18 protein-coding genes are annotated in these 22,392 nt (G+C 33.9%); 2 read left to right on the top strand and 16 right to left on the bottom strand.

The window, feature by feature from the left end; translation table 11 throughout:
• Positions 1-24 precede the first annotated feature (24 nt).
• From BW731_RS11035 to BW731_RS11025, 3 genes are all read right to left on the bottom strand, one after another.
• Positions 25-387 carry a TIGR02328 family protein gene (locus BW731_RS11035; protein WP_079348162.1) on the bottom strand — a complete coding sequence of 121 codons (363 nt, stop codon included), beginning with the start codon at positions 385-387 and terminating at the stop codon, positions 25-27.
• 78 nt (positions 388-465) lie between these two features.
• Positions 466-1,524 (bottom strand): DUF916 and DUF3324 domain-containing protein, encoded by a 1,059-nt coding sequence (locus BW731_RS11030; RefSeq protein WP_079348160.1) that lies wholly within the window; start codon positions 1,522-1,524, stop codon positions 466-468.
• A gap of 72 nt (positions 1,525-1,596) precedes the next feature.
• Positions 1,597-3,915 (bottom strand): WxL domain-containing protein, encoded by a 2,319-nt coding sequence (locus tag BW731_RS11025; protein WP_079348158.1) that lies wholly within the window; start codon positions 3,913-3,915, stop codon positions 1,597-1,599.
• Between the two features lie 321 nt (positions 3,916-4,236).
• Between BW731_RS11025 and BW731_RS11020 the strand changes: the two genes are divergently transcribed.
• Complete coding sequence (locus tag BW731_RS11020) at positions 4,237-4,788, top strand: GNAT family N-acetyltransferase (protein WP_079348157.1); 552 nt, start codon at positions 4,237-4,239, stop codon at positions 4,786-4,788.
• A 164-nt stretch (positions 4,789-4,952) separates the two neighbouring features.
• Here the strand turns inward: BW731_RS11020 and BW731_RS11015 are convergent, their stop codons facing one another.
• Both BW731_RS11015 and BW731_RS11010 read right to left on the bottom strand, forming a co-directional pair.
• Positions 4,953-7,790, bottom strand: coding sequence for an endo-beta-N-acetylglucosaminidase (locus BW731_RS11015; protein ID WP_079348155.1), 2,838 nt, complete (start codon positions 7,788-7,790; stop codon positions 4,953-4,955).
• 171 nt (positions 7,791-7,961) lie between these two features.
• Positions 7,962-8,903, bottom strand: a complete 942-nt coding sequence (locus tag BW731_RS11010) for a 2-dehydropantoate 2-reductase (protein ID WP_079348153.1) — start codon at positions 8,901-8,903, stop codon at positions 7,962-7,964.
• Between the two features lie 153 nt (positions 8,904-9,056).
• Here BW731_RS11010 and BW731_RS11005 point away from each other — a divergent pair, with 153 nt between their 5' ends.
• The gene (locus BW731_RS11005) at positions 9,057-9,947 is read left to right on the top strand and encodes a LysR family transcriptional regulator (RefSeq protein ID WP_079348151.1); all 891 of its coding nucleotides are present in this window, start codon (positions 9,057-9,059) and stop codon (positions 9,945-9,947) included.
• Here BW731_RS11005 and BW731_RS11000 read toward each other — a convergent pair.
• The 11 genes from BW731_RS11000 to BW731_RS10950 form a co-directional block, all read right to left on the bottom strand.
• On the bottom strand, positions 9,944-10,993 hold the full coding sequence (locus BW731_RS11000; RefSeq protein ID WP_071456739.1) for a PTS sugar transporter subunit IIC: 1,050 nt from the start codon (positions 10,991-10,993) through the stop codon (positions 9,944-9,946). The genes BW731_RS11005 and BW731_RS11000 overlap by 4 nt on opposite strands.
• A 137-nt stretch (positions 10,994-11,130) precedes the next feature.
• Entirely contained in the window at positions 11,131-12,411 is a 1,281-nt protein-coding gene (locus tag BW731_RS10995; RefSeq protein WP_079348149.1) for a dihydrolipoamide acetyltransferase family protein, read from the bottom strand.
• Positions 12,412-12,432: 21 nt separating this feature from the next.
• Entirely contained in the window at positions 12,433-13,419 is a 987-nt protein-coding gene (locus BW731_RS10990; RefSeq protein WP_079348643.1) for an alpha-ketoacid dehydrogenase subunit beta, read from the bottom strand.
• Positions 13,420-13,448: 29 nt separating this feature from the next.
• Complete coding sequence (locus BW731_RS10985) at positions 13,449-14,435, bottom strand: thiamine pyrophosphate-dependent dehydrogenase E1 component subunit alpha (RefSeq protein WP_079348147.1); 987 nt, start codon at positions 14,433-14,435, stop codon at positions 13,449-13,451.
• An 18-nt stretch (positions 14,436-14,453) separates the two neighbouring features.
• Positions 14,454-15,866, bottom strand: a complete 1,413-nt coding sequence (gene lpdA / locus BW731_RS10980) for a dihydrolipoyl dehydrogenase (protein WP_079348146.1) — start codon at positions 15,864-15,866, stop codon at positions 14,454-14,456.
• A 21-nt stretch (positions 15,867-15,887) separates the two neighbouring features.
• Entirely contained in the window at positions 15,888-16,958 is a 1,071-nt protein-coding gene (gene buk, locus BW731_RS10975) for a butyrate kinase (protein WP_079348144.1), read from the bottom strand.
• A gap of 15 nt (positions 16,959-16,973) precedes the next feature.
• Positions 16,974-17,798 carry a phosphate acyltransferase gene (locus BW731_RS10970; RefSeq protein WP_079348142.1) on the bottom strand — a complete coding sequence of 275 codons (825 nt, stop codon included), beginning with the start codon at positions 17,796-17,798 and terminating at the stop codon, positions 16,974-16,976.
• A gap of 283 nt (positions 17,799-18,081) precedes the next feature.
• Entirely contained in the window at positions 18,082-19,623 is a 1,542-nt protein-coding gene (locus BW731_RS10965; protein ID WP_079348140.1) for an ABC-F family ATP-binding cassette domain-containing protein, read from the bottom strand.
• A 140-nt stretch (positions 19,624-19,763) separates the two neighbouring features.
• Positions 19,764-20,408, bottom strand: a complete 645-nt coding sequence (locus BW731_RS10960; RefSeq protein WP_079348138.1) for a trimeric intracellular cation channel family protein — start codon at positions 20,406-20,408, stop codon at positions 19,764-19,766.
• 120 nt (positions 20,409-20,528) lie between these two features.
• The gene (locus tag BW731_RS10955) at positions 20,529-20,819 is read right to left on the bottom strand and encodes a SemiSWEET family transporter (protein ID WP_079348136.1); all 291 of its coding nucleotides are present in this window, start codon (positions 20,817-20,819) and stop codon (positions 20,529-20,531) included.
• Positions 20,820-20,957: 138 nt separating this feature from the next.
• Positions 20,958-22,388, bottom strand: coding sequence for a 6-phospho-beta-glucosidase (locus BW731_RS10950; RefSeq protein WP_079348134.1), 1,431 nt, complete (start codon positions 22,386-22,388; stop codon positions 20,958-20,960).
• Positions 22,389-22,392 lie beyond the last annotated feature (4 nt).

Here is a 22,392-nt window from a genome sequence, read left to right as displayed (position 1 = left end):
GAAAAATCTTAGTCGATTCTTTTTTTATAGATAAATATCTTTTTGTGCCAAATTATCAAGACATTCTTTCAAATAGGCTTCGTTATGTTCCGGGTAAATAGGCGTTTCAAGCTCTACTTCTGGTAGAAAAGTATATGCTTCTATTGATTTACCGCGATAAAGTGGGCTTTCCCAACTTTCATCAGGTTTGTATCCTCGATGTTTCATTTCTTCCATGATTAACCAATGATATTGAAACAATTTATAAGGTGAATAATCAAAAACATAGTTAACAGTCGAATGAGGTTTCCCCCATCCTTTTCCTCTTAACGCACAACACTCTCTATGTTGCCCTAATAATTGTTGTCTTGGCAATTTGGGAATGATTCGTTCATGCCATAATCTCATTTCTTTTCTCCTTTTAAACTTTATATCGTCTTTAACGTATCCTACCACATTAAAAGGAAAAATAAGAACGATTTTATGCTAATTTGACGATTTTTTCTTTTTAAAGAGAATATAACTAACAAAAGAAGTAATTAAAACGATATTTAGAACAATAGCTAACATTAACCATTTTGTTGATGTCTTTTTAGTTGTTTCAACTTGATAATCATGGTCGTTTAATTCTTTCGCTTGCTTTTTCTCAACATGAAACACGTCTTCTAATTCCCATGTCAATTTCTCTCTTTCTTCTTTGTTTAATTCTGCTGTCATACCTGAAATCACTGCTTTATACTTATACTCACCGCTTTCTAGTTTTTTACCATTCAAAAATGTTGGAAATTCAAAAACTGAGTTTGGTGAAAGTTGCATATTTTCCTTTTTATATTGATAAAAAGGTTTATCCGCACCTCTTTTTGTTAAGGTAGTTTCTATTTTTACTTGATTCAAATACGCAGGAGCAACGTTTCTAATATATGCTGAAATACTTGTTTTGGTATTTATATCCTTTGCCATCACTTTACCAAGATTAAGTTCAGGTTGAACGTCCAAACTCGCTTCTTGTTGCATTAATAATGCTAATACATACGAAAATTTATTATTCACCGTTGTTTGGTTTGTCAATGCTTTTTGATTGGTTGAATTAATCTCTTCAAATGAAATCCCACTAGCAATCACGCCTGGAACAAATTCATTGGTCATTGAAACAAACACAGGTACTTGTTTTGTTTCAGTAGCTGCTAATACAATCTCCTTATCAATTTTTATTAACTTTGATAAATCAACTGGTAAACTATTGTCCGTTTTGTTAGTAGTTGGTGTATAGTCAACCACTCCATTTACATTAGTAGTGGCACTTGCCACTGTTGTTTTTAAAGTAATTTCTTTGTCAGTGTAATTTTTTAATTCGATACTTAATTGCTGTTTATTCCCTGGTTTTAACTGAATATGAAAATACCCACTATCTTTATCTAATTGATTGGAAGGAAACTTTGGATCAACGGAGAACCCCACCTGATTTGCCTCTGTTGTGTCATAAAAAGACAACGTAATCATAAAAAATAATAGCAAGACAAAAATTTTTTTTAGTACGTGTTTCATTAAAACTCTCCTTACAATAAACTTAAATTCGATGGAATAAGAATAATCTTACTCCATCGAACGATAGTATCATTATGGTGTTGGCACCATTGATAATTTATAAGTAATACTTGATTCATACAACGCTTCTTTAGGATTAGCTGTACTTGGCACACTTAAGATAACAGATGATTTATGTGGTGTGTTATCGTTTAACAACCCAATATTTCCATCTTTCGACTGTCCGTAAGAAAGTACCCATGTTCCCATACCTTGACCTTTATCAGCTTTTAAGACGATATGACTTTGCCCTGGAATTAATTCAAGCCCACCTGTTAAGCTGGAGTCAGTTGCTTTTAGAGATGAGGCAGTATGTACTGGCATTGTTTTTACATCAAAACCTTCTTGTAACATGTTTGGAGATTGGATATTTCCGTTACCAAGTACTAATTTTGCACCCGTTAATTCATCATTGTTAGATGATTTAAATTGATTATCCTGTACAATTTGTAACACCCATCCAGCTTGTGAACCACGTTTATCACTGACTTGTACGTAATTACCTCTTAATACATCACTATCTTTAAAGCGTTGTGCAAATGCACCGTAATTTTTTAATGTTGTTTCAATCATTGGCTGACCGAAAGAAAAATTAGATGCATAATCAATTGATAATAATCCACCTGTTCCTGGTTTAGTATCTGTTCCATCAGGATTGACTGGTGTTAAGGTGTCATTAGGATTTTCAGGGTCAACTGGTTTCACTACACCATCAGATTTATTGAACTTAATTTGTCCAATAATATTATAATCAAGTGATGGTTTATCTTCTGGCGTTGGTGGCGTGTCCGACTCTTTTTCTATTCTGATACTTTGAGTTAGAACATTGTTTTTACCAAGTTTTACTCGGAAATTATACTCTCCGTCAAATTCAACAAAATAAGAAACCTCAACGCTTGCTGTTCCTTTACTATCAGCTTTCACTGAGAACTTATCAGAATAACCAATTTTTTCACTTAGTTGTCCGTCAGCAATTTTTGTTTTAGCTACTTGATTTCCAAGTTCAAACCCATTCTGAGCTGTTGGTGTATAAACACCAAACTGATAATCTTTAACTTCTGAATTTGGTGTTAAACCTTCCATCGTGATTGTCGCTTTGTTTAATTGATTAGCAACAGGTTTATCTGTAAAGACAACGGTTGTTCTTGGTTGTGCTGGTGCTTTATCAGCTGAACCAAAACTTCCAGGAGCAAACGTCGAAGAATCAAACCATTTATATCCAGCTTGTGGAGCCGCCCATGGTTCATTTTGGGGTTCAGTCGTTTTTTCTGGTTGTTCATAGTCATGTATCTTAGTCATTTCTGATAAAACAATATCACTTTGAGTAAAGTTTTTATATGTTTCTTTTTCAGCTAACCAATTAACCAACTGCATTAAAATTTTGGCATCATCTGCTTCTTTAAACCCATCATATGTTTTTTTCGATTTACCGTTTTCTTCTCTTAAATATTTTGGAGAAGCATCTTCAACTAATGATGTATCGCCTAAAAAGGCCGCTTTACCATTATCACGTTTACTAATAGCAATATATGGACCTTCTTCAATACCACCACCATTATAAACACCATCGTCAACTGCGTGTCCCCATTTATGAGCACTTGTTAAGCCTTTTGGTGGGTAGACTAAACCTTTTGCTCTTGTATTATCTGTAATGGCTAGCGTACTTCCAGCATGTAAACCAACCTTTTTCACATCTTTTGTAATACCAAATGCCTCTTCAATAATCCACTCTTGTTTGTTGTTATCTATATTATCTAAAGCATTATATCTAAAACGAATACCAAACGTATCACTTAACCAATCACTACTTTTAACATCTTTCATTGCGTCAGAATTTTTTTCTTCTGCACTCATGTCTTTTGTCATATCATGATATGCTCCACGACGATAACCATTAAAAGCCTCACTTGAATCAATACGATTTTTATTTCGATCGGCGTTATAGTGATCAGCTATATAAAATACTGCCCCGCCTTGGCTCACGTAATCTGCGATAGCTTGTTGTTCACCAACTTTATAAGGAATATTAGCTTCAGGTAAAACAAAGACATCATATTCTTTTAAGTCATCTAAAGTAATAGGGGTTGTTTTTCTTAATTCTTTCACAAAATACCCTTTATTTGCTAAAGCGTTTGCAAAATCAGAAAAAGCACCATCAATTACCCAATCTGCCGCTCCTGCTGTTTGACCATGTGTGTTATCAAACAACACTTTCTTATGATTGATTGCCACACTTGAAGCGTTTATCTCCGGTGCTTTATCAAGTGCTGTTTCAGCTCCAACTGAAACAGAAACAAACATTGCGCTTGCTAGAACTAGCAACAAACGCGAAGTGAACCTAGACTTTCTCATTTCTTTCTCTCCTTTTCTTTGTCAGTTATTTTGCTGACTAATCAAAGTATAAATTCCATTTGTAAAGTTTATGTAAAATATATGTAAAGTTTAACGAAACTAGCTTTTATATCTAAAAACGTTCGGTTATAAAACGAACTATCTGTTTATAAGCGTTTTACAAGGAGAAACCATTCGTTAATTAAGGTTTTTTTTACTATTAATATATTAGTTTCTTAATAAAATAATAAAGAATTTAATCTCTATAAATCATCAGCTAGTTATTTATTTGTTAAATAAAACTTATGGTATAATGACAAAAAAGAAAAGGACGTGGTGCCTATGCTATATTTCAAGTTACCTGTTAACCATAAAGTTAGTTTAGTCAAACCAGAAATCAATATGTCTAACGAATTTTTCAATTTAGTTCAAAAAAATAGTGAACATTTAGCTGAATTTTTAGATTTTGTTAGTCTTACTAAAGAAGTAAAAGATAGCGAGAATTTTATAAAACGATCTATTTCCCAGGAAGCACAAGGAAAAGAAAATGTCTTTTTTATAACTGATAATGATAAAATAATCGGTTGTATTGATTTACATAATATTGATATGACACATAAAAAAGCTGAAATTGGCTATTGGTTAGATAAAGATTACACGAGAAATAATATTACCAGTGACTGCGTAAATAAAATTTGCCAACTAGCATTCGATAAATTAAAACTTAACAAATTGATTATTCTTGCTGAGGAAACAAATACGGCAAGTAACTTAGTTGCTAAAAAGGTAGGATTTTACTTAGATGGTATTGAGCGAGAAGATCTATTTAGACAAAACAAATTTGTGACGATGAATAAATACAGTCTGTTAAAATCAGACTTTAAAACAAAATAGCATATTATTAATAAACCTAAAATAAACACGCATCAAGATATAATCTGAATTATTTATAATAAAAAAATACGACTATTTGTTTCAATGGTTTTAATTAAAACAAGTAGTCGTATTTTTATTTTATCAACATTTATCTCTATGTGTTTATGAAAAATAAATTTTTACTATTTCATCCCTAGTATATCTACTCCATATATTCTGGCAGCCGAATCAGCCCCTTGACTTGGCTTATCAAGCGTAATACGAACATATTGTGCTTTAACTGGTGCAAAGGTATCTGTTGTTTCAGCAGAAGCATTACTAATAACACGCTTAACTTGTTTGAACTCTTTTCCATCTTCACTCACTTCGATTTTATAAGCTTTTGAGTTCATATCTGGACTTTCTCCACCTGCCTCTGCATGAAACATGTTTACTTGACTTACTGTTTTAACAGCACCTAAATCAATTGTAATATCATGTGGTGCTGAACCAACTGCACACCATTTTGTCTCTAAATTACCATCTAAAACAAATTGTGGGGCTTCACCATCATTAATAAATGATGATGCTTCAACTTGACTATCTTTTGTTGATAACTTTTCAAGTTCATCTTTGATTTCGTTGCTAACAACAATGAATTTTTCTTGTTCCATCACTGACTCACCAGATTTATTTTTAGCTGTTAATTTAACTTTATAACTTCCTTCTTTATCAAAGATTACAACGGGATTTTCTTTCGTGCTAGATTTTATGTCGCCCCCCTCAAATTCCCAAACAAGTTCCTCAGCATTGTCTGTTGATTGGTTAGTAAATGTTACTTTTTTACCTGGTGCAATTAATGTTTGAGAAGCTGTAAAGTCAGCTTTTGGTAAACTATTATCAGGCCATTCCAAAATGATTTTTTCTGTTTGTTTGCCTCTTTTACCAAATACATCAACAGGCACAACTTCAAGTGTTGTTTTATTGGATTCTCCTACTCTTTCTAATGCATTAATATAATGAGTGGTTGATAATGTTGCACCAATAAAAGAGCGAGACTTGTCATCGTTCACTTGATAAATATCATAATGACTTAAACCATCTGTTTTATCTGATTCCCACGTTAAGCGCACACCAGCAAAATTGTTTTCTTCTTCATCAAACATGGCGTCTTCTATTGTTAACTTTTTAACCTCCATCTCTGACTTTTCTTCTTTTGGTAACATAGCCAATTCACCCAACTTAAACTCATAATCAGATGCATCTGATGTTGTTTTCCACTCATAAGAGATATCAGTAATCGTTTTTCCTACTAGTTTATCTGTGTCATAAGTCACTCGTGTCCAATCTTCCTTAATTGTACCACTTGGACTAAGAACTTGTTTTTTACCATTTTTTAATGTTGCAACCAAATTTAATTCTGTTTCTTCATTAGCTTTAGCCGTTGTAGATATCAACGTATTTTTATCTATGGTCATATCTGTTCGATATAAATGAATCGTATTGGTGGCATTTTTCTTCATGTTTCCACGATATTTTAGTGAATTTCCTCCGTTATAAGCATCGGCATAGTCAATCGACATACTGCCCTCATTTCCTTTACTATAGTCTATTTCCCAACGATATGTTGGCATAATATCTTGTAAACTCCGGTTGTTCCAACTTCTACTAGAGACTTTTTCTCCATCAATGAAATAATTATAACCGTTTCCTAGATTAAAATTCGTTTTAAATGGCACACTAGTAATTGCAGTTTGTTCAATAGAAAAAGTGGAAATACCTGGCCATTCACCCTCTTTTGGTAATGTAGATTGTCTTGGATCTAATTGTGGATTTACCCAGAAAATATTTTCTTTCATTTGGAAATCATCAGGGTTATCTGTTGAGGCATACGTCCAACTAGGAACATAAAGACCTAATGATGTATAAGGTTTCCCTTTCTCATCCATAAATAAGTCCCATTTAACAGGTGTTGAATAACCATTTTCTTGAACATCTATTCCTGCATAAAGCGAATAAGGGTCAATTCCTTCTGTTTTTGCTTTAATATTTGATTCTTTTAATAATTCATCTTTAGCAAATTTTTCAGTATTCCACCAGAAATTTAAAAACATGGAATCAGATAACGGATTCATCTGACTATCAACAAGATAGGATTTATTTTCATTTGTTAACGCATTTTGCCAATCCATTTTCCCTTCAGATGTCATCGAATCATACCACATAATATCTAGTGTTTCAGGTGCTGTTTCTTTAAATTCTTTGATTAACTCCATCATTAACGTAGCATGTTCTTTTGTTAAACCATCTTCTGTCGTATTCTCTATTTCTTTTCCATCTTTGACATCATCAAAGCTAGTCACAAGATTATCTGTTTCTTGATTGATAAACCAGCCATCAAAACCATATGTTTCAGCAACCTCAATCATTTTATTAACTGCTGGAAAATGACCTTTATCATCTTTTTGTAAAAATTCATCTAACCATTCAATTTTTCCTCCGTGCTCTGTTTGAGGGAAAAAGATTGTTCCTAAAACAGGTACACCATTTTTATGGGAGGCGTCAATCACATCCGGACTAGGTGGAACAATAATCCCTTCCCCTGAAGAGCCACCCCAATACACCAATTGATCAATGTACTGCCAGTATGAAAAAACATTTGCATCAAATGTGTTAATACCAAATGGGGCGTTACCACTTGTACTACTATTCATAATAGATAAAGCAACCACTTTAGTTTGTTTATCTTGACTATCATTTGATGGTGTTAATTCTTTTTTATTCACTCGTTTTGCTAACGGAATATTACTGACATTATATTTTGCATCTGGGTCTTTCGTAACATCCCATGCTAAAAAATCTTCTGGAAACCAATAAGAAGACTCTGGTTGATTATCCATCCCACGATCTATTTTGCTTGATGGTGTTTCTGAATAGACAAAGTCATTGGCTGATTTACTATTCGAACATCCTGAAACCACTAAACCTGTTGACATCAACATCATCACAATTGATGAATGCTTGATTTGTTTTCCTAGCATTCATATTCCCCCTAATTATTATATTTAATTCACCATAATAATAACGCTTACATAAAGAGGTTTTAATGAACAAATTAAAGTTTTAATATAACAAACTATATAAGATTGTATAAAAAAAGACATCCTAAACTTTATAATATACTCAAAGTCTAGGATGTATTATATTATATTTTATTTTGCTTCTACGATTTCTTCTTTCGAGTGAATTAATTGCGTTAAGAACTCACAGTAAGGAGTCGGAATACCATATTCTTTACCTTTACGGACAATCGCACCATTGATGTAATCAATTTCTGTTAAACGATTATTAATAATCAAATCTTGATACATTGATGGGTGATGCAATCCTATTGTTTCTCTGTTGAAACAACCATTGATTTGTTCGATCACTGCTTCTTCATCTAAAAAGACATTTTCTGCTCTTGCTACAGCTAAGAATTCAGATACAATTTTTTGTACGATTGGGTTAGCAACTGATGTATCGCCAAAGTCTGCCATATTTGAGTCAAGGATTGTACATAAACCATTCATCGTACCATTCACACAGGCTTTACGATAAATTGATGTTAAAATATCTGATGAGACGCGGGCGTTTAAATCCGCATTCGTTAATACGTCAGCTACTTTTTGTGCCACATCTTCTTTGCCTTCACCTAAGTTTTGTAAGTCAACACTTCCATTACCAAAGAGAGTCACTTTACCAGGACCTTCCATTCCAGCTGTCCACATTGTATTACCTAGTAGAATGTTGTCATAATCAACATATTTTTTAATCACATCTTCATGACCAATACCATTTAATAAGCATAGTACAATTGTATCTTTGCCTAACATGTTATCAAGTGATTGAAGCATGTTATCTAGTTGCATTGCTTTTGTAAATAAAATAACTAAATCTGCTGAGAAATCAACATCTGATAAATCATTTTGATTATATGCAGGAATGAATTCTGTTACATCTTTACCATTGAAATTAGCTTTTAATCCATTTTGGTTAATCTCGTCAATGTGTTGTTGCCAACCGTCAACTAAGATCACATTTTCTCCTGCCTGTTTTAACATAATACCAAAACGACTTCCCATTGCTCCAGCACCTGCAATAACTATATTCATCTATAATTCCTCCAATTATTCTTATTAATATTTTTCAATCTTTATGTTATTATAAGTATAAATCGTTTACAAACGTATTGTTTTGTATTATTTATTTAATATAATAAACGTATATTTAATAATATGAACACTATTTTGAAAAGAGGTCCAACTATGAATATTCAACAATTAAAGTATTTTATTGAGATTACACAAACCCGTAACTTATCAAGTGCGGCAAGAAACTTATTTGTCACACAACCAACTTTGTCACTTTCTATAAAAAAACTTGAAAGCGAATTAAATACATCATTATTTGTTCATACTGATGAACCCTTCCAATTAACAACTTCTGGGGCTTACTTATATGAAAAAGGGGTTGATATCGTTGAACAGTTCGACCAATTGATTGAAGACATTCATCAAATGAATGATCGAACTGAAAAAAAACGAATCAAGATTGGTTTAACGACCCTATTCTCTGTACAGTTTATGAAAGAAATTTCAACATTTTTGCAAACGCATCCATACATAGATTTAAATATCATTCAAGATGGATCACCTGAATTACAAACTAAACTTAAAAATAAGGAAATTGATATTGGTTTAATCTCTTTTCCAAATAATCATCCAGAACAAATAAATATAGAGCCATTAGAAACAACAACAAAAGGTTATAACGTTTATGTCGTTGTTCCTGAAAATAATCCATTATCTAAGAAACATGAATTGACGTTCAATGACTTAAAAGGCCAACGTTTTTCATCTCTATCAACGAAGTATATGATTGGCCGTTTACTACTAGAAAGAAGTCGTTTCTTTGGATACGAACCTAACATTATTTTGCAAAATGATGATCTGCAAGTTTTAATCCATAGTTTGCAAAAAAACGACTCCATCTGCTTGTTACCAATTGAATATGAAATTGTTGGAAAAAGTGACAATGTTAAGTGGATTCCTCTTAAAGATAGATATGCTCATTTTCCAATTGGTATTGCTTTAAGAAAAGACTTTAATATCACTTCTGATATAGAAGACTTCATACAAGCAATTAAGCAAAACTAACCTTGGTAAGCAAAGACTACTTTGCTATCATAAAGTTTTAAAACTTTTTCAAAGATAAATTTAGATAACAATCCAGCAGCAATTGGAACTAAGAACCAGCAAATAATTAATAGGAATATATTTAATCCTGAATCAAGTGATGCTAGTGGTCCAACAAGACCAACTAAACCAAAACCAGCTGATTGTGGTGTACCAGATACATTTAATAATGCAACTGGGATTGCTGAAATCACCGCTGTAAATAACACTGGCACTAATATGATTGGGTATTTAAATAGGTTAGGCATCATCATTTTCATTCCGCCTAATGCAATAGCTAATGTCACACCTGACTCATTAATCTTCCATGAGTTGATAACTAATACAATCGTTGTAGCTGCTATTCCCATAGCGGCTGCACCGGCTGATACGCCGTTTAATCCAATGGCTAAACCAATTCCGACTGTTGTGATTGGTGAAATAATCAGTGCGGCAAAAGAACACGCGATTAAAATACTCATCACGATTGGTTGGAAATCAGTAAAGTTATTAATTAATTTTCCAATTGCTACAGTGATTTGTGTCACGAATGGATAAGTTAACATCCCAATTAAACCTGCACCAATCCCTACAACAATAGGCATCGCAATAATTTCAACAGAACCAAATTTACTTCCAATATATAGCATCATTAAAACAGCGACAGAAGCTGTAATCATAATATTAATGATGTCACCTGTTCCAGCTCCAACATACGAACTCACTTCAGTATTAAATTTAATCACACCTGATCCAGCAAATGCTGCACCACCTGCTATCATCATTTTTGCCGGACTAAGACCAAATTGATGAGCAATTAACGCCCCAATAATTAGTGGTGTCGCTAATTGGAAAATAAGTCCTGCATGGATAATCATTTGTATAATGTCATATTGTGAAAAATATTTTAAAATTGCTCCTAATACCGCGTTTGGAATCAAGGCAATAATCGTACCTTGAGCTGTACCTGCTAAAACCTTATTAAGAAATAGGCGTGGGGTTAATTTTGTTTCTTCTGTTTTTGTCATATCAAAAACTCCTATTAATATTATTTTTAAATTAGTTTGAGAATGATTGCACTTACTTAAAGAAAGAAGGAGATTTCCCAAAGTAAATTGAGAAATCTAATTCTTTACATGACAGTTTAATAGATAATGATAGTTTTTTAGTAGATATCAGATTCAGATGAGAAGTTAGCTAGGTTTTCTTTCACATCTCTTAAGAATTGACCTGCTTGTTGTCCATCTAAAATTCTGTGGTCGATTGACAGACATAGGTTAACCATATCTGCTGTTTTGAATCCACCATCTTTAGTTGGAACAATACGTTTATTAATTGATTCAACTTGTAAGATAGCTGCTTGTGGGTGATTGATGATTCCCATTGATTGAACTGACCCTAAAGTACCAGTATTGTTCAATGTAAATGTGCCACCTTGCATATCTTTTCCTTGCAATTTGCCATCTCTTACATCAGTTGCTAGACGGTTAATTTCTTTGGTAATACCAGCTAGAGATAAATTATCAGCATTGTGAATTACTGGAACATATAAATGCTCGTCAGTTGTCACAGCAATTGATAAGTTAATGTCTTTATGGTAAACAATGTTTCCATTATCCCAAGATGTGTTGATTTTTGGATTTTTCTTCATTGCTTGTACAACAGCTTTAGCAAAGAATGGGAAGAAGCTTAAAGACATCCCTTCATTTTTCTTGAACTCATCTTTTGTTTTGTTACGTAAATTAACAATATTTGTTACATCAGCTTCGACCATGATCCAAGCATGAGGAATTTCATTAACACTTTGTACCATTTTCTTAGCGATTGCTTTTCTTACACCATCAGCCGGTACAACGTCTTGAGAAGCAGGTGATGTTGCAACTGGTGCTGCTGTTTCTGATTTTGGTGCTGTTGTTGTTTCTTCAACTTTAATAACTGTTTCTTCAACAACTGGCTCTGATTGAACAACTTTCGCAGGATCAAAGTTCATAATATCTTTACGAGTGATACGTCCATCTTTTCCAGTACCTTCAACGTCATTTAAATCAATGCCTTTTTCTTGCGCTAAACGAACCACTGCTGGAGAGAAACGTCCTGCTGCTTTATTAACAGATTTTTTCGCTTTTGGAGCAGGTGAAGATGCGATTACTTCTTCTTTTACTTCCTCTTTCACTTCTTCAACTTCTTGTGTTGAATCATCTTCGCCTTCAACTTCAAGCGTCATTAAAGAGGTACCGATTGGAACATCTACATCTAGTTCAACTAATGTTTCTTTCACAACACCAGCAAAGTCTGAAGGAATTTCAGTCGTTACTTTGTCTGATACAACTTCCATTAATGGGTCATATCTTTTTACTGTGTCACCTGGTTTAACAATCCATGAAACAACACTTGCTTCTGTAACACTTTCCCCTAAATTGGGCATTTTAATTTCTTTAATAGCCATAACTAACTTCCTCCTAAATTTTTAATACTCTGCCAATTCTCTCATTGCTTCGATTACTTGGTCTTCATTTACTAAGAATTCACGTTCTAATGTTAAAGCGTAGCCCATACTTGGTGCATCAGGACCAGCTAAACGTTTGATTGGTGCATCTAAATCAAATAACGCATCTTCAGAAATCATTGCTGCGATTTCACTCATAATACTTCCTTCTTTGTTGTCTTCTGTTACTAATAAAACTTTTCCAGTTTTCTTAGCCGCGTTAACTAGTGTTTCTCTATCTAAAGGATACAATGAACGAACGTCAACAACTTCTGCATCAATGCCTTCTTTAGCAAGTTTTTCAGCTGCAGAAATAGCGTATTGTAACATCATTCCATAACTAATTACTGTAATGTCGCTACCTTCACGAACAACGTTTGCTTTGTCAATTGGTACAATATAATCATCAGTTGGAATTTCTGCTTTTAACAAACGATATAGACGCTTGTGTTCGTAGAAGATAACTGGATCGTCTGAACGAATTGCTGCTTTAATCATTCCTTTTGCATCATATGGATTTGATGGTGTTACCACTCGTAATCCTGGTTGACCTGCAAAGATTTTTTCAGTTGACTGAGAGTGATATAATCCACCACGAACTCCACCACCATAAGGCGTACGGTAAACAATTGGTGCTGTCCAATCACCTTTAGTACGGTAACGCATTGTTCTTGCTTCAGATAAAATTTGGTTTGTCGCTGGTAAAATGTAGTCAGCAAATTGGAATTCTCCAATTGCACGGTATCCCATAACACCTAAACCAACTGCTAATCCACCAATCAATCCTTCAGTTAATGGTGTGTTAAAACAGCGATTATCTCCATATTTGGCTGCTAAACCTTTTGTTACACCAAATACGCCACCTTTATCTCCACCTACGTCTTCACCAAAGATTACAACTTTTTCGTCACGAGCCATTTCTTCAGATATTCCTAAATTAATTGCCTCTAAATATGTCATTTCAGCCATTGTCATTCATTCCTCTCTTTTTCCTAAAATTATTTCGCGTATACTTCGTCTAATAATGATTCTGGAGCTGGATCTGGCATTGCTTCTGCTTCGTCAGTTGCTTTGTCGATTTCAGCGCGAATTTCTTCATCCATTTTGTCCATCTCTGCTTGAGTTAAGTAACCTTCGTCGATTAATTGTTTTTCAAATACATCAATTGGGTCACTTTCTTTCATTTTTTCGATGTCTTCTTTAGAACGGTAAATCGTTTGATCATCATCTGCAGAGTGAGAAGTTAAACGGTATACTTTCAATTCGATTAATTTTGGACCTTTACCACTACGAGCATCTTTAACTGCTTTTTTAAATGTTAAGTAAACTTCTGTAAAGTCATTTCCATCAACAGTGATTCCTTCAAATCCATAGCCATGAGCACGGTCAGACATGTTCTCGTTAGCATATTGCTCTTCAATCGGAACACTAATCGCATAGTTATTATTTTCTACCACGAAGATAACTGGTAATTTCTTAACTCCAGCAAAGTTCATTGCTTCTTGTACTTCACCTTGGTTAGCTGATCCTTCACCTGTTGTTGTTAAAGCAATATAGTCTTTTCCTTCTAATTGTGCTGCATATGCTACACCAGTTGCTAAAGGCATTTGTGTACTTACAGTAGAAGCAAATGACACAATATTATGTTCTTTTGAACCATAGTGGTTAGGCATTTGACGACCATGTGAAGAAGGGTCTGCATCTTTACCAAATGAACCTAAGATAATGTCTTTAGAAGTCATCCCCCATACTAAACAAGCAGTCATATCACGGTAGTATGGTAAGAAAATATCTTTATCGTGTTCAAAAGCCATAGCCATAGCAACTTGAGCAACTTCTGCTCCTTGTCCTGAAATGTTAAATGACGTTTTACCAATACGAGTTAATTGCCATAAACGTTCATCTAAACGACGACCTCTTTTAACCTCGTAATAAGCTTGTATAATTTCTTCTTTACTTAAACCTGATTTTTTTAACGTTTTCATTTTTCATCAACCTTTCCTTTATTTATGAATTGCTTTTTTATATGTATCGAGTGCTGCTTCTTGAATTGCTTCTGACAATGTTGGATGTGGATGAATCGCCTCCCCTAATTCAATTGGTGTTGCATCTAAATAAATAGACGTACTTGCTTCAGAAATTAAATCTGTCGCATGTGGACCGATAATGGATACACCTAATAAATCATCTGTTTCTTCATCTCTTATAACTTCAACAAATCCACCTTCGCCGCCATAAACAAGTGCTTTTCCGTTTCCAGCAAAACTAAATGTTCCAACTTTTGCTTTCACACCTTCTGGGACATCATCTTTTGAGTACCCAACACTTGCGATTTCTGGATTTGTATAAACACAACGTGGAACATTTGTATAGTTGATTGTGTCAACGTCTTCTTCTAGTAGGTGACTAACGGCAATTTCTCCTTCTTTCATCGCAACGTGTGCTAATTGAAGTGTATTAATACAATCTCCTACTGCGTAAATATGATCTTCAGTTGTTTGGTAGAACTCATTTACTTGAATGCCTTTATCATCAAACTTAACTGATGTGTTTTGTAAGCCAATACCGTTTACATTCGGCTTGCGTCCGATAGCAACCATAACTTTATCAACTGTTAGACTATCTTGGCCTTCTATATCAACCACAACTTCTTTGCCTTTGATGTCTGCTTTAGATACTTTGCTACTTAGAAGTACCTTAATCCCGCGTTTTTCTAGGCTTTTCTTCAATTCATTTGAAATGGCTGGGCTTTCATTAATTAACAAGCGATCTAAGAATTCAATAATGGTTACTTCAACGCCTAAACTATTTAATAGAGACGCCCATTCAACACCAATTACGCCACCACCAACAATCGCAATTGATTTAGGCAATGTTTCAATTTCTAACATTCCGTCTGATGAAAGTATGAATTCTTCATCTAATGGCAAATTAGGTAAAGTTTTCGGTGATGAACCTGTCGCGATAATGACATTTTTTGGGACGATGATTTCTTCTTCTTTTGATTTATCATTAAATGTCACAGCAACTGCTCCAGAAACCGGCGAGAAGATAGATGGTCCTAAAATCGCCCCTTCACCTTCAAGAACTCGGATTTTATTTTTTTTCATTAATCCTTCAACACCTTGGTGAAGTTGATTAATAATCCCTTGTTTTCTTTCTTGTACTTTTTTAAAGTCGACAGAAAAGTCTGTTACATTCTCAATACCAAATTCCTGTGCATCTTTGATTGTGTCAAATACTTCTGCACTTCTTAATAATGCTTTTGTTGGGATACATCCTTTATGTAGACATGTTCCACCTAATTTACTTTTTTCAACAATCGTGACATCCAACCCTTTTTGCGCTGCTCTAATTGCAGCAACATAACCACCAGTTCCGCCACCTAAAATAAGCAAGTCTGTTTGTTCTGCCATCTTTTTCACTCCTTCTATTTGTTACACTAAAGCGTAATCTTTTGCTTCTTCTTTTCCTTTTAGTACACGCCATGCTCCTTCATATAGAGCTTGCATTTCCATCTCACCTGGGAAAGCTTTAACTGGTGCAATCCATTCAACTCGCGAAGTAATTTGTTTGCGAATTGAGTCCGAATAAACGGCACCGCCTGTTAAGATGATGCTATCTACTTCACCTTTTAGTACAACAGACATTTCCGCAATACTTTTAGCTACCTGATAAGACATGGCTTCTTCGTAAAATGCTGCTTCAGTATCGCCAGCTTTAATACGTTTTTCGACTTCTCTTAAATCAGTTTCCCCAAGATATGATTTCAGCCCACTATTACCTGCTATGATTTTTTTCACATCATCTAACGATAGATTTTCTTCAATAATCAGATGAGCGAAATCAACCAGTGGTAATTCGCCACTTCTTTCTGGTGAAAAAGGACCTTCACCATCTAAACCATTTACAGCATCAATCATCTTCCCATTTTTATGAGCACCAACACTAATCCCACCGCCTAAATGAGCGACAATCATAGATGAGGTTTCATATTCTTTACCTAATTCTTCTGCTGTCACACGTGCAACAGCTTTTTGATTAAGTGCATGTGTCACACTTCTACGATTAATTCCTTTTAGTCCAGATACTTTTGCAATCGGTTCCATTTCGTCGACTACTACTGGGTCTACGATAAATGCTGGAATGTCGTATTCTTTTGCAAACTCATTGGCTAAGATAGCCCCTAAGTTAGACGCATGTGTGTTATATTTTTCAGCTATCAAGTCACTTAGTAGAGCCTCGTTTACTTTATATGTGCCACCTGGTATTGGTTTTAATAACCCACCACGACCAACTACAGCAACTAAACTGTCTTCTACTTGTTGTTTTGTGATAAATTCTTTTATTAATTCTGCTCTAAAATCCGTTTGACTAATCACATTTTCAAACTGCGAAATTTCTTCTACTGTATGGCGAATCGTTTCTTCTGCAATTTGTTCATGATTTGAAAAAATAGCTATCTTAGTCGATGTCGAGCCAGGATTAATAACTAATATATGTTCCATCAAAAAACCTCTTTTCTAAATTTGTTTCATGGCAAACTCTAAAGAGTCAAGTTTACTTGCCGTTGTATCACTTCTTGAAGTCAATACCACTGGAACTTTTGTCCCAACGATTGTTCCACCGACTGTCGCGTCAGCAAATAGTGTCAGTGATTTATATAAACTATTTCCTGTATCTATTTGTGGCACAACCAATACATCCGCATCCCCCATAATTGGTCCAACGAATCGTTTGTGCTCAACTGCTTCTTTAGACATTGCTAAGTCAAATGATATTGGTCCAAATATTGTGGCATTTTGTTCATCTTTAAATGCTTCTGTTACTTCAGTCGCTAATACCGATGATGGCATTTTTGGATTGTAATTTTCCGCCGCACTTAGTAACGCGATTTTAGGATGATCTAATCCAATTTTGTGTCCAACAGATTTCACATTTTCAACAATTTCAATCATTGTTTGAGTGTCTGGTGTGATATTCATTGCACAATCAGTTAACAGAAATGTTTTATCTTTGGAAGGAACTGTTACCATGGCAACGTGTGATAAAACAGATTGCGTTTTTAAGCCATACTCTTTTTTTAGTAATTCTTTTAATAATGTATGTGTTTGAATAATACCTTTGAGGAGAATTTGAGCATGTCCATCAGCTACATATTGCACTGCCTTTTGAACTATTTCAGCCTCGTCTTTACAGTGGATATATTCCCACGTATCTGAATTTCCTATATCTTCTGTTTGGTCAAATACAACAAAATTCAGACTTTCTTTAAAACGATTTTTCGCTTCGTTTACCAACGTTAAAATCTCTGGTTGAGAACCTCCGGCGATTGATACTGTTATCATTTTTATTCACCTCATTTATTTCTTTGTGACTACACTCATACTGTACCAACTAATGTAAACGCATACAATTTGTTGTTTTTTATCTTACTATTGGTTTTATTTATAGGTTCTATAAACTTTGTTAATACAACGTTTACAAACTCGTTATTTCAAACATTAATCGTATTTTAATGTATTGTTAATTAATTGTTTCACTTGTATAACACAAAAATCGTATAGATATTAAAATAAAATACAATTTTGTGCATTAAAAAAAGACCTCAATTTCTCGAGGTCTTACGTTTTACATCATTTTTCCTAATGCAACATCATAAACTTGATCTACTAAGTCTTCCAAAAAGTCCATCTCATGAGAAACAAGTAACACCGTTCCTTCAAATTGATTCAGTGTTTCTTTTAATGCATCTTTACTTTGTTGATCTAAATGGTTGGTTGGTTCATCAAGTACTAATAAGTTACTCTTGATTAAAGTCAAGTGACACAATTTCACTTTACACTGCTCTCCCCCACTAAGTTGGGATAAAGGTTTACTCATATTATCATCATTAATCCCACTTTTTGAGAGAACACGACGCACTTCTTTATTAGATAATTTTGGATGAACAACTTGTAACCAATCAATTGCTGACTGGTTTGGGTGTTCCCAATTTAAATCTTGTGAAAAGTAATTAATCTTCACATCATTACTAATTTCAATCGTTCCTGACAGTTTATCTATCTCACCGATTAACGTTTTTAATAAAGTTGATTTTCCAATCCCATTAAATCCTTTAATCGCAATTTTCTCACCCTTATGAAGTCTGAAATTAATGTCTTCTAATAAAGGAAACTCATAACCTACTGATAAATCATTTGTTTCAAGAACCAAATGACTATGGCTCATTTCATATGGAAATTCAAATTTACCTGGTTTACCACTTGGTGGCGCAGCCAGTCTATCAATTTTATTTAACTGTTTCTCACGACTTTTTGCCATATTCGAACGACTTCCGGCTTTATACTTTCTAACGTAAGCTTCCAATTTATCAATTTCTTTTTGTTGTTTTTCATAATCTCTTTGATGTTGTTCTGCTTTTGCTTGTTTTTGTTTCATCGCAGCTTCTAGATTACCATTGTATTTCGTCAACGTATGATAATCAATGTCACAAATACATGTCGTTACGTTGTTTAAAAAGTCTCTATCATGAGAAATCACGATATAAGTACTATCTAATTGATTTAAATAATCTGATAGCCAGTCAATATGTGAAACATCTAGGTAGTTTGTCGGCTCATCTAGTAAAAACACATCTGCTTTTTCTAGTAATAATTTTGCCAAACTAACTTTGGAACGTTGTCCACCACTTAACTTAGCCACTTCTTTATCTAAACCAATTGCAGTCAATCCTAGTCCATTTGCAACTTGTTCGATTTGTGTTTCTATTGAATAAAAATCACTGGCTTCAAGTTTTTCTTGTTTTTTCCCAATTATTTCAAGTAACTCATCATCATAAGTTGTGGCATACTCTTCATACATCTCTTGGATTTCATCACTAATTTTATATAAATGACTAAATGCTTGTTTTAAATAATCAAACATTGTGTCACCTTCACTATAGGTTAATTGTTGCTCCAAATAGGAAATCGTTATATTATTTTGCCAAACAATCCGACCTTCATCAGGCATAATCTCACCTTGAATCATTTTTAATAAAGTTGATTTTCCTGCCCCATTTTTTCCTGTTAAACCAAGATGTTCACCCTTATTTAAACGAAGTGATCCATTTTCATAAAGCATCTTATCTGGTAATTCATACTTTAAGTCATCAATCTCTAAAATACTCACTTTTGACTCTCCTTTTTACTAAAATCATCATAAAAAAAGAAAACAATTGAAAAATCAATCAATTGTTTTCAACTTAACACTTTATGATTCTATATAACGTCTTTAGTCTATATTATCTGTAAAATATATCACGCAACGTTTTATAAGTCAATTTTTAGAGTTGGGTGGCTATTGTCATCATCATGTTTATTAAATTTAGACTTCGGTAAGTTCCAATCATATGTTAACCCAACAACTCTTAGTAACACTGTTAACACAATGATAAAAAGATACACTAATGAATGTGTTGGACGATACACATAAAGAGCGATTGCTATTAAAATCGACCAACTACCATATATTTCAGCACATAACACACTTGGTTTTTTTCCCGCAAGAAGATCACGTATTAATCCTCCTCCTGTACCAGTCAGAAGTGCCGCCATTATAACAGGTCCAATATGACCATTAATTCCCAAGCCATATAAAGCCCCTTGAATACTAAATGCCGCTAATCCAATCGCATCAGAAATAAGTTCTAGCATTTTCATTGAAGATAACCTTTTTGGAAATAAATAAACAATGCCAATCGTTGCAAATGACACATAAAACAGTGTTGTCTGACTCCAAAAAATATCCATTGATAATCCTAAAATCAAATTTCTTAACGCACCACCACCAAATGCCGTGACAAATCCTAATACTGCAATCCCTAATAAATCATATTTTTCTTCTATGGCAACAAGTGCTCCAGAAAACGAAAAAGCAATCGTCCCAATGATACTTGTTATCTCTAAAATATCCATTGATCCAACCCCCTGAAACAATATAATACTACTTAAGTCATAGACTCTTTTCATATTATAACTATTCCAAGGCAAATTTACGTCAATTTTCAAATTTTTTGGTTTAATCTAAGTTTTTTACTACAAAGCAGTAAAAAAAGTAAGAAGTCCAAAGACGATACCAGGAAAATTAGCTAAAACAAGTGGCCAGTCCCTTGGTGATTTAAAAAAACCATACACAACCCAAAGTAAACAATTAATTGCAGCAACTAAGGGTTGAACAGGACTACCTTTATCTCCAGCTAAATTATTACTTATTTGCGGGATGTACGATACATACATTAGAATTGCTGTAATCGTTGCAATCCAACTGATATACTTAATAAATTTTGTTTCAGACTGATTTGTTTTGGCAGATTTATTGTCTCCCATGTTTTTTCCTCCTATATGAAGCTCTTCTTATATAGTAGGATAACACACTTTAAAAAATAGGTTAATTAATTGCCATTAAAAAACTATTAGCCAGTACAGACTAATAGTTTTTTATGTTTAAAGCTCTTTTCCATTTGTTTAAAGCTCTTTTCCATTTGTTTCAATCACTTTTTTATACCAATCAAACGAATCTTTTTTATAACGATTCATCGAACCATTTCCTTCATTATCGCGGTCAACATAAATCATTCCATAGCGTTTTTTCATTTCACCAGTTGTAAAGGACACTAAATCAATAATCCCCCATGGTGTGTAGCCCATGATTTCAACGCCATCATAGTCAATCGCAGTCTTAATGGCTTCAATATGTTTCATTAAATAGTCAATTCTATTTTGATCGTGCACTTCATTATTTTCAGTTAGTTCATCAATTGCGCCAAATCCATTCTCTACGATAAATAATGGGATTTGGTAGCGATCATACAAGCGATTCAAACCATAACGTAAGCCTTCAGGATCAATTGCCCATCCCCAATCACTTATTTCGATATATGGATTTTCTACACTATTTGGTAATCCACCATTCACCACATTACCTAGGTTATCGTTATTCACATCAGCTTTAACAACTGTTGACATATAATAACTTAATCCAACATAATCAACTGTTCCCTTAGCTAATATTTCTAAATCTTCTGGTCGAATATCCAAATTGTATCCTTCACGTTCAAATTCTTTCATGGCATAATTTGGGTAGTAACCACGTACATGAACATCAGCAAAAAAGAATCGTTGATGCATCGCCTCTTCAGCAGCCATAATATCAGCTGGATTACATGAATAGGGATAAATTGGAACATGAGAGACCATGCAACCTATTTCAAAATTAGAATTTATTTTTTTACCAGCAATAACTGCTTTAGCACTAGCAACTAATTCATTATGAGCAACCTGATACATGACTTCTTTCGCATTTTCACCCTCTGCCACACTTACACCAGAGTTTGTCCATAAAAAGATAGGATTATTTGTATCCATTTGGTTATTGATTTCATTAAAAGTCATCCAGTATTTTACTTTATTCTTATAACGCTCAAAACATGTAATCGCAAATTTTTCAAAAAAGTCAATCACTTTACGATTTCTAAATCCACCATACTCTTTAGCTAAATGCAACGGCATTTCAAAATGAGACAATGTAATAACTGGTTCGATACCATTTTTTAATAACTCGTCAAATAAATCATCATAAAATTGTAACCCAGCTTCATTTGGTGTGTCTTCATCTCCATTTGGAAAGATACGTGACCACGCAATAGATGTTCTTAAACACTTTAATCCCATTTCAGCAAACAATGCTACGTCTTCTTTATACCGATTGTAAAAATCAATTGCTTCATGGTTTGGATAGAATTTATCTACCTCAATTGTGTCTGTAATTTCTCTTGGTACACCATGTGCGCCTGCTGTCATAACATCAATAACACTTGGTCCTTTTCCATCTTGATTCCATCCGCCTTCGAATTGATGAGCAGCTAATGCGCCACCCCATAAAAAGTTTTTATCCATTTTT

The sequence above is a fragment of the Vagococcus martis genome, from assembly GCF_002026305.1.
Taxonomy (GTDB): domain Bacteria; phylum Bacillota; class Bacilli; order Lactobacillales; family Vagococcaceae; genus Vagococcus; species Vagococcus martis.
This window is presented reverse-complemented; position numbering and strand designations above follow the sequence as displayed.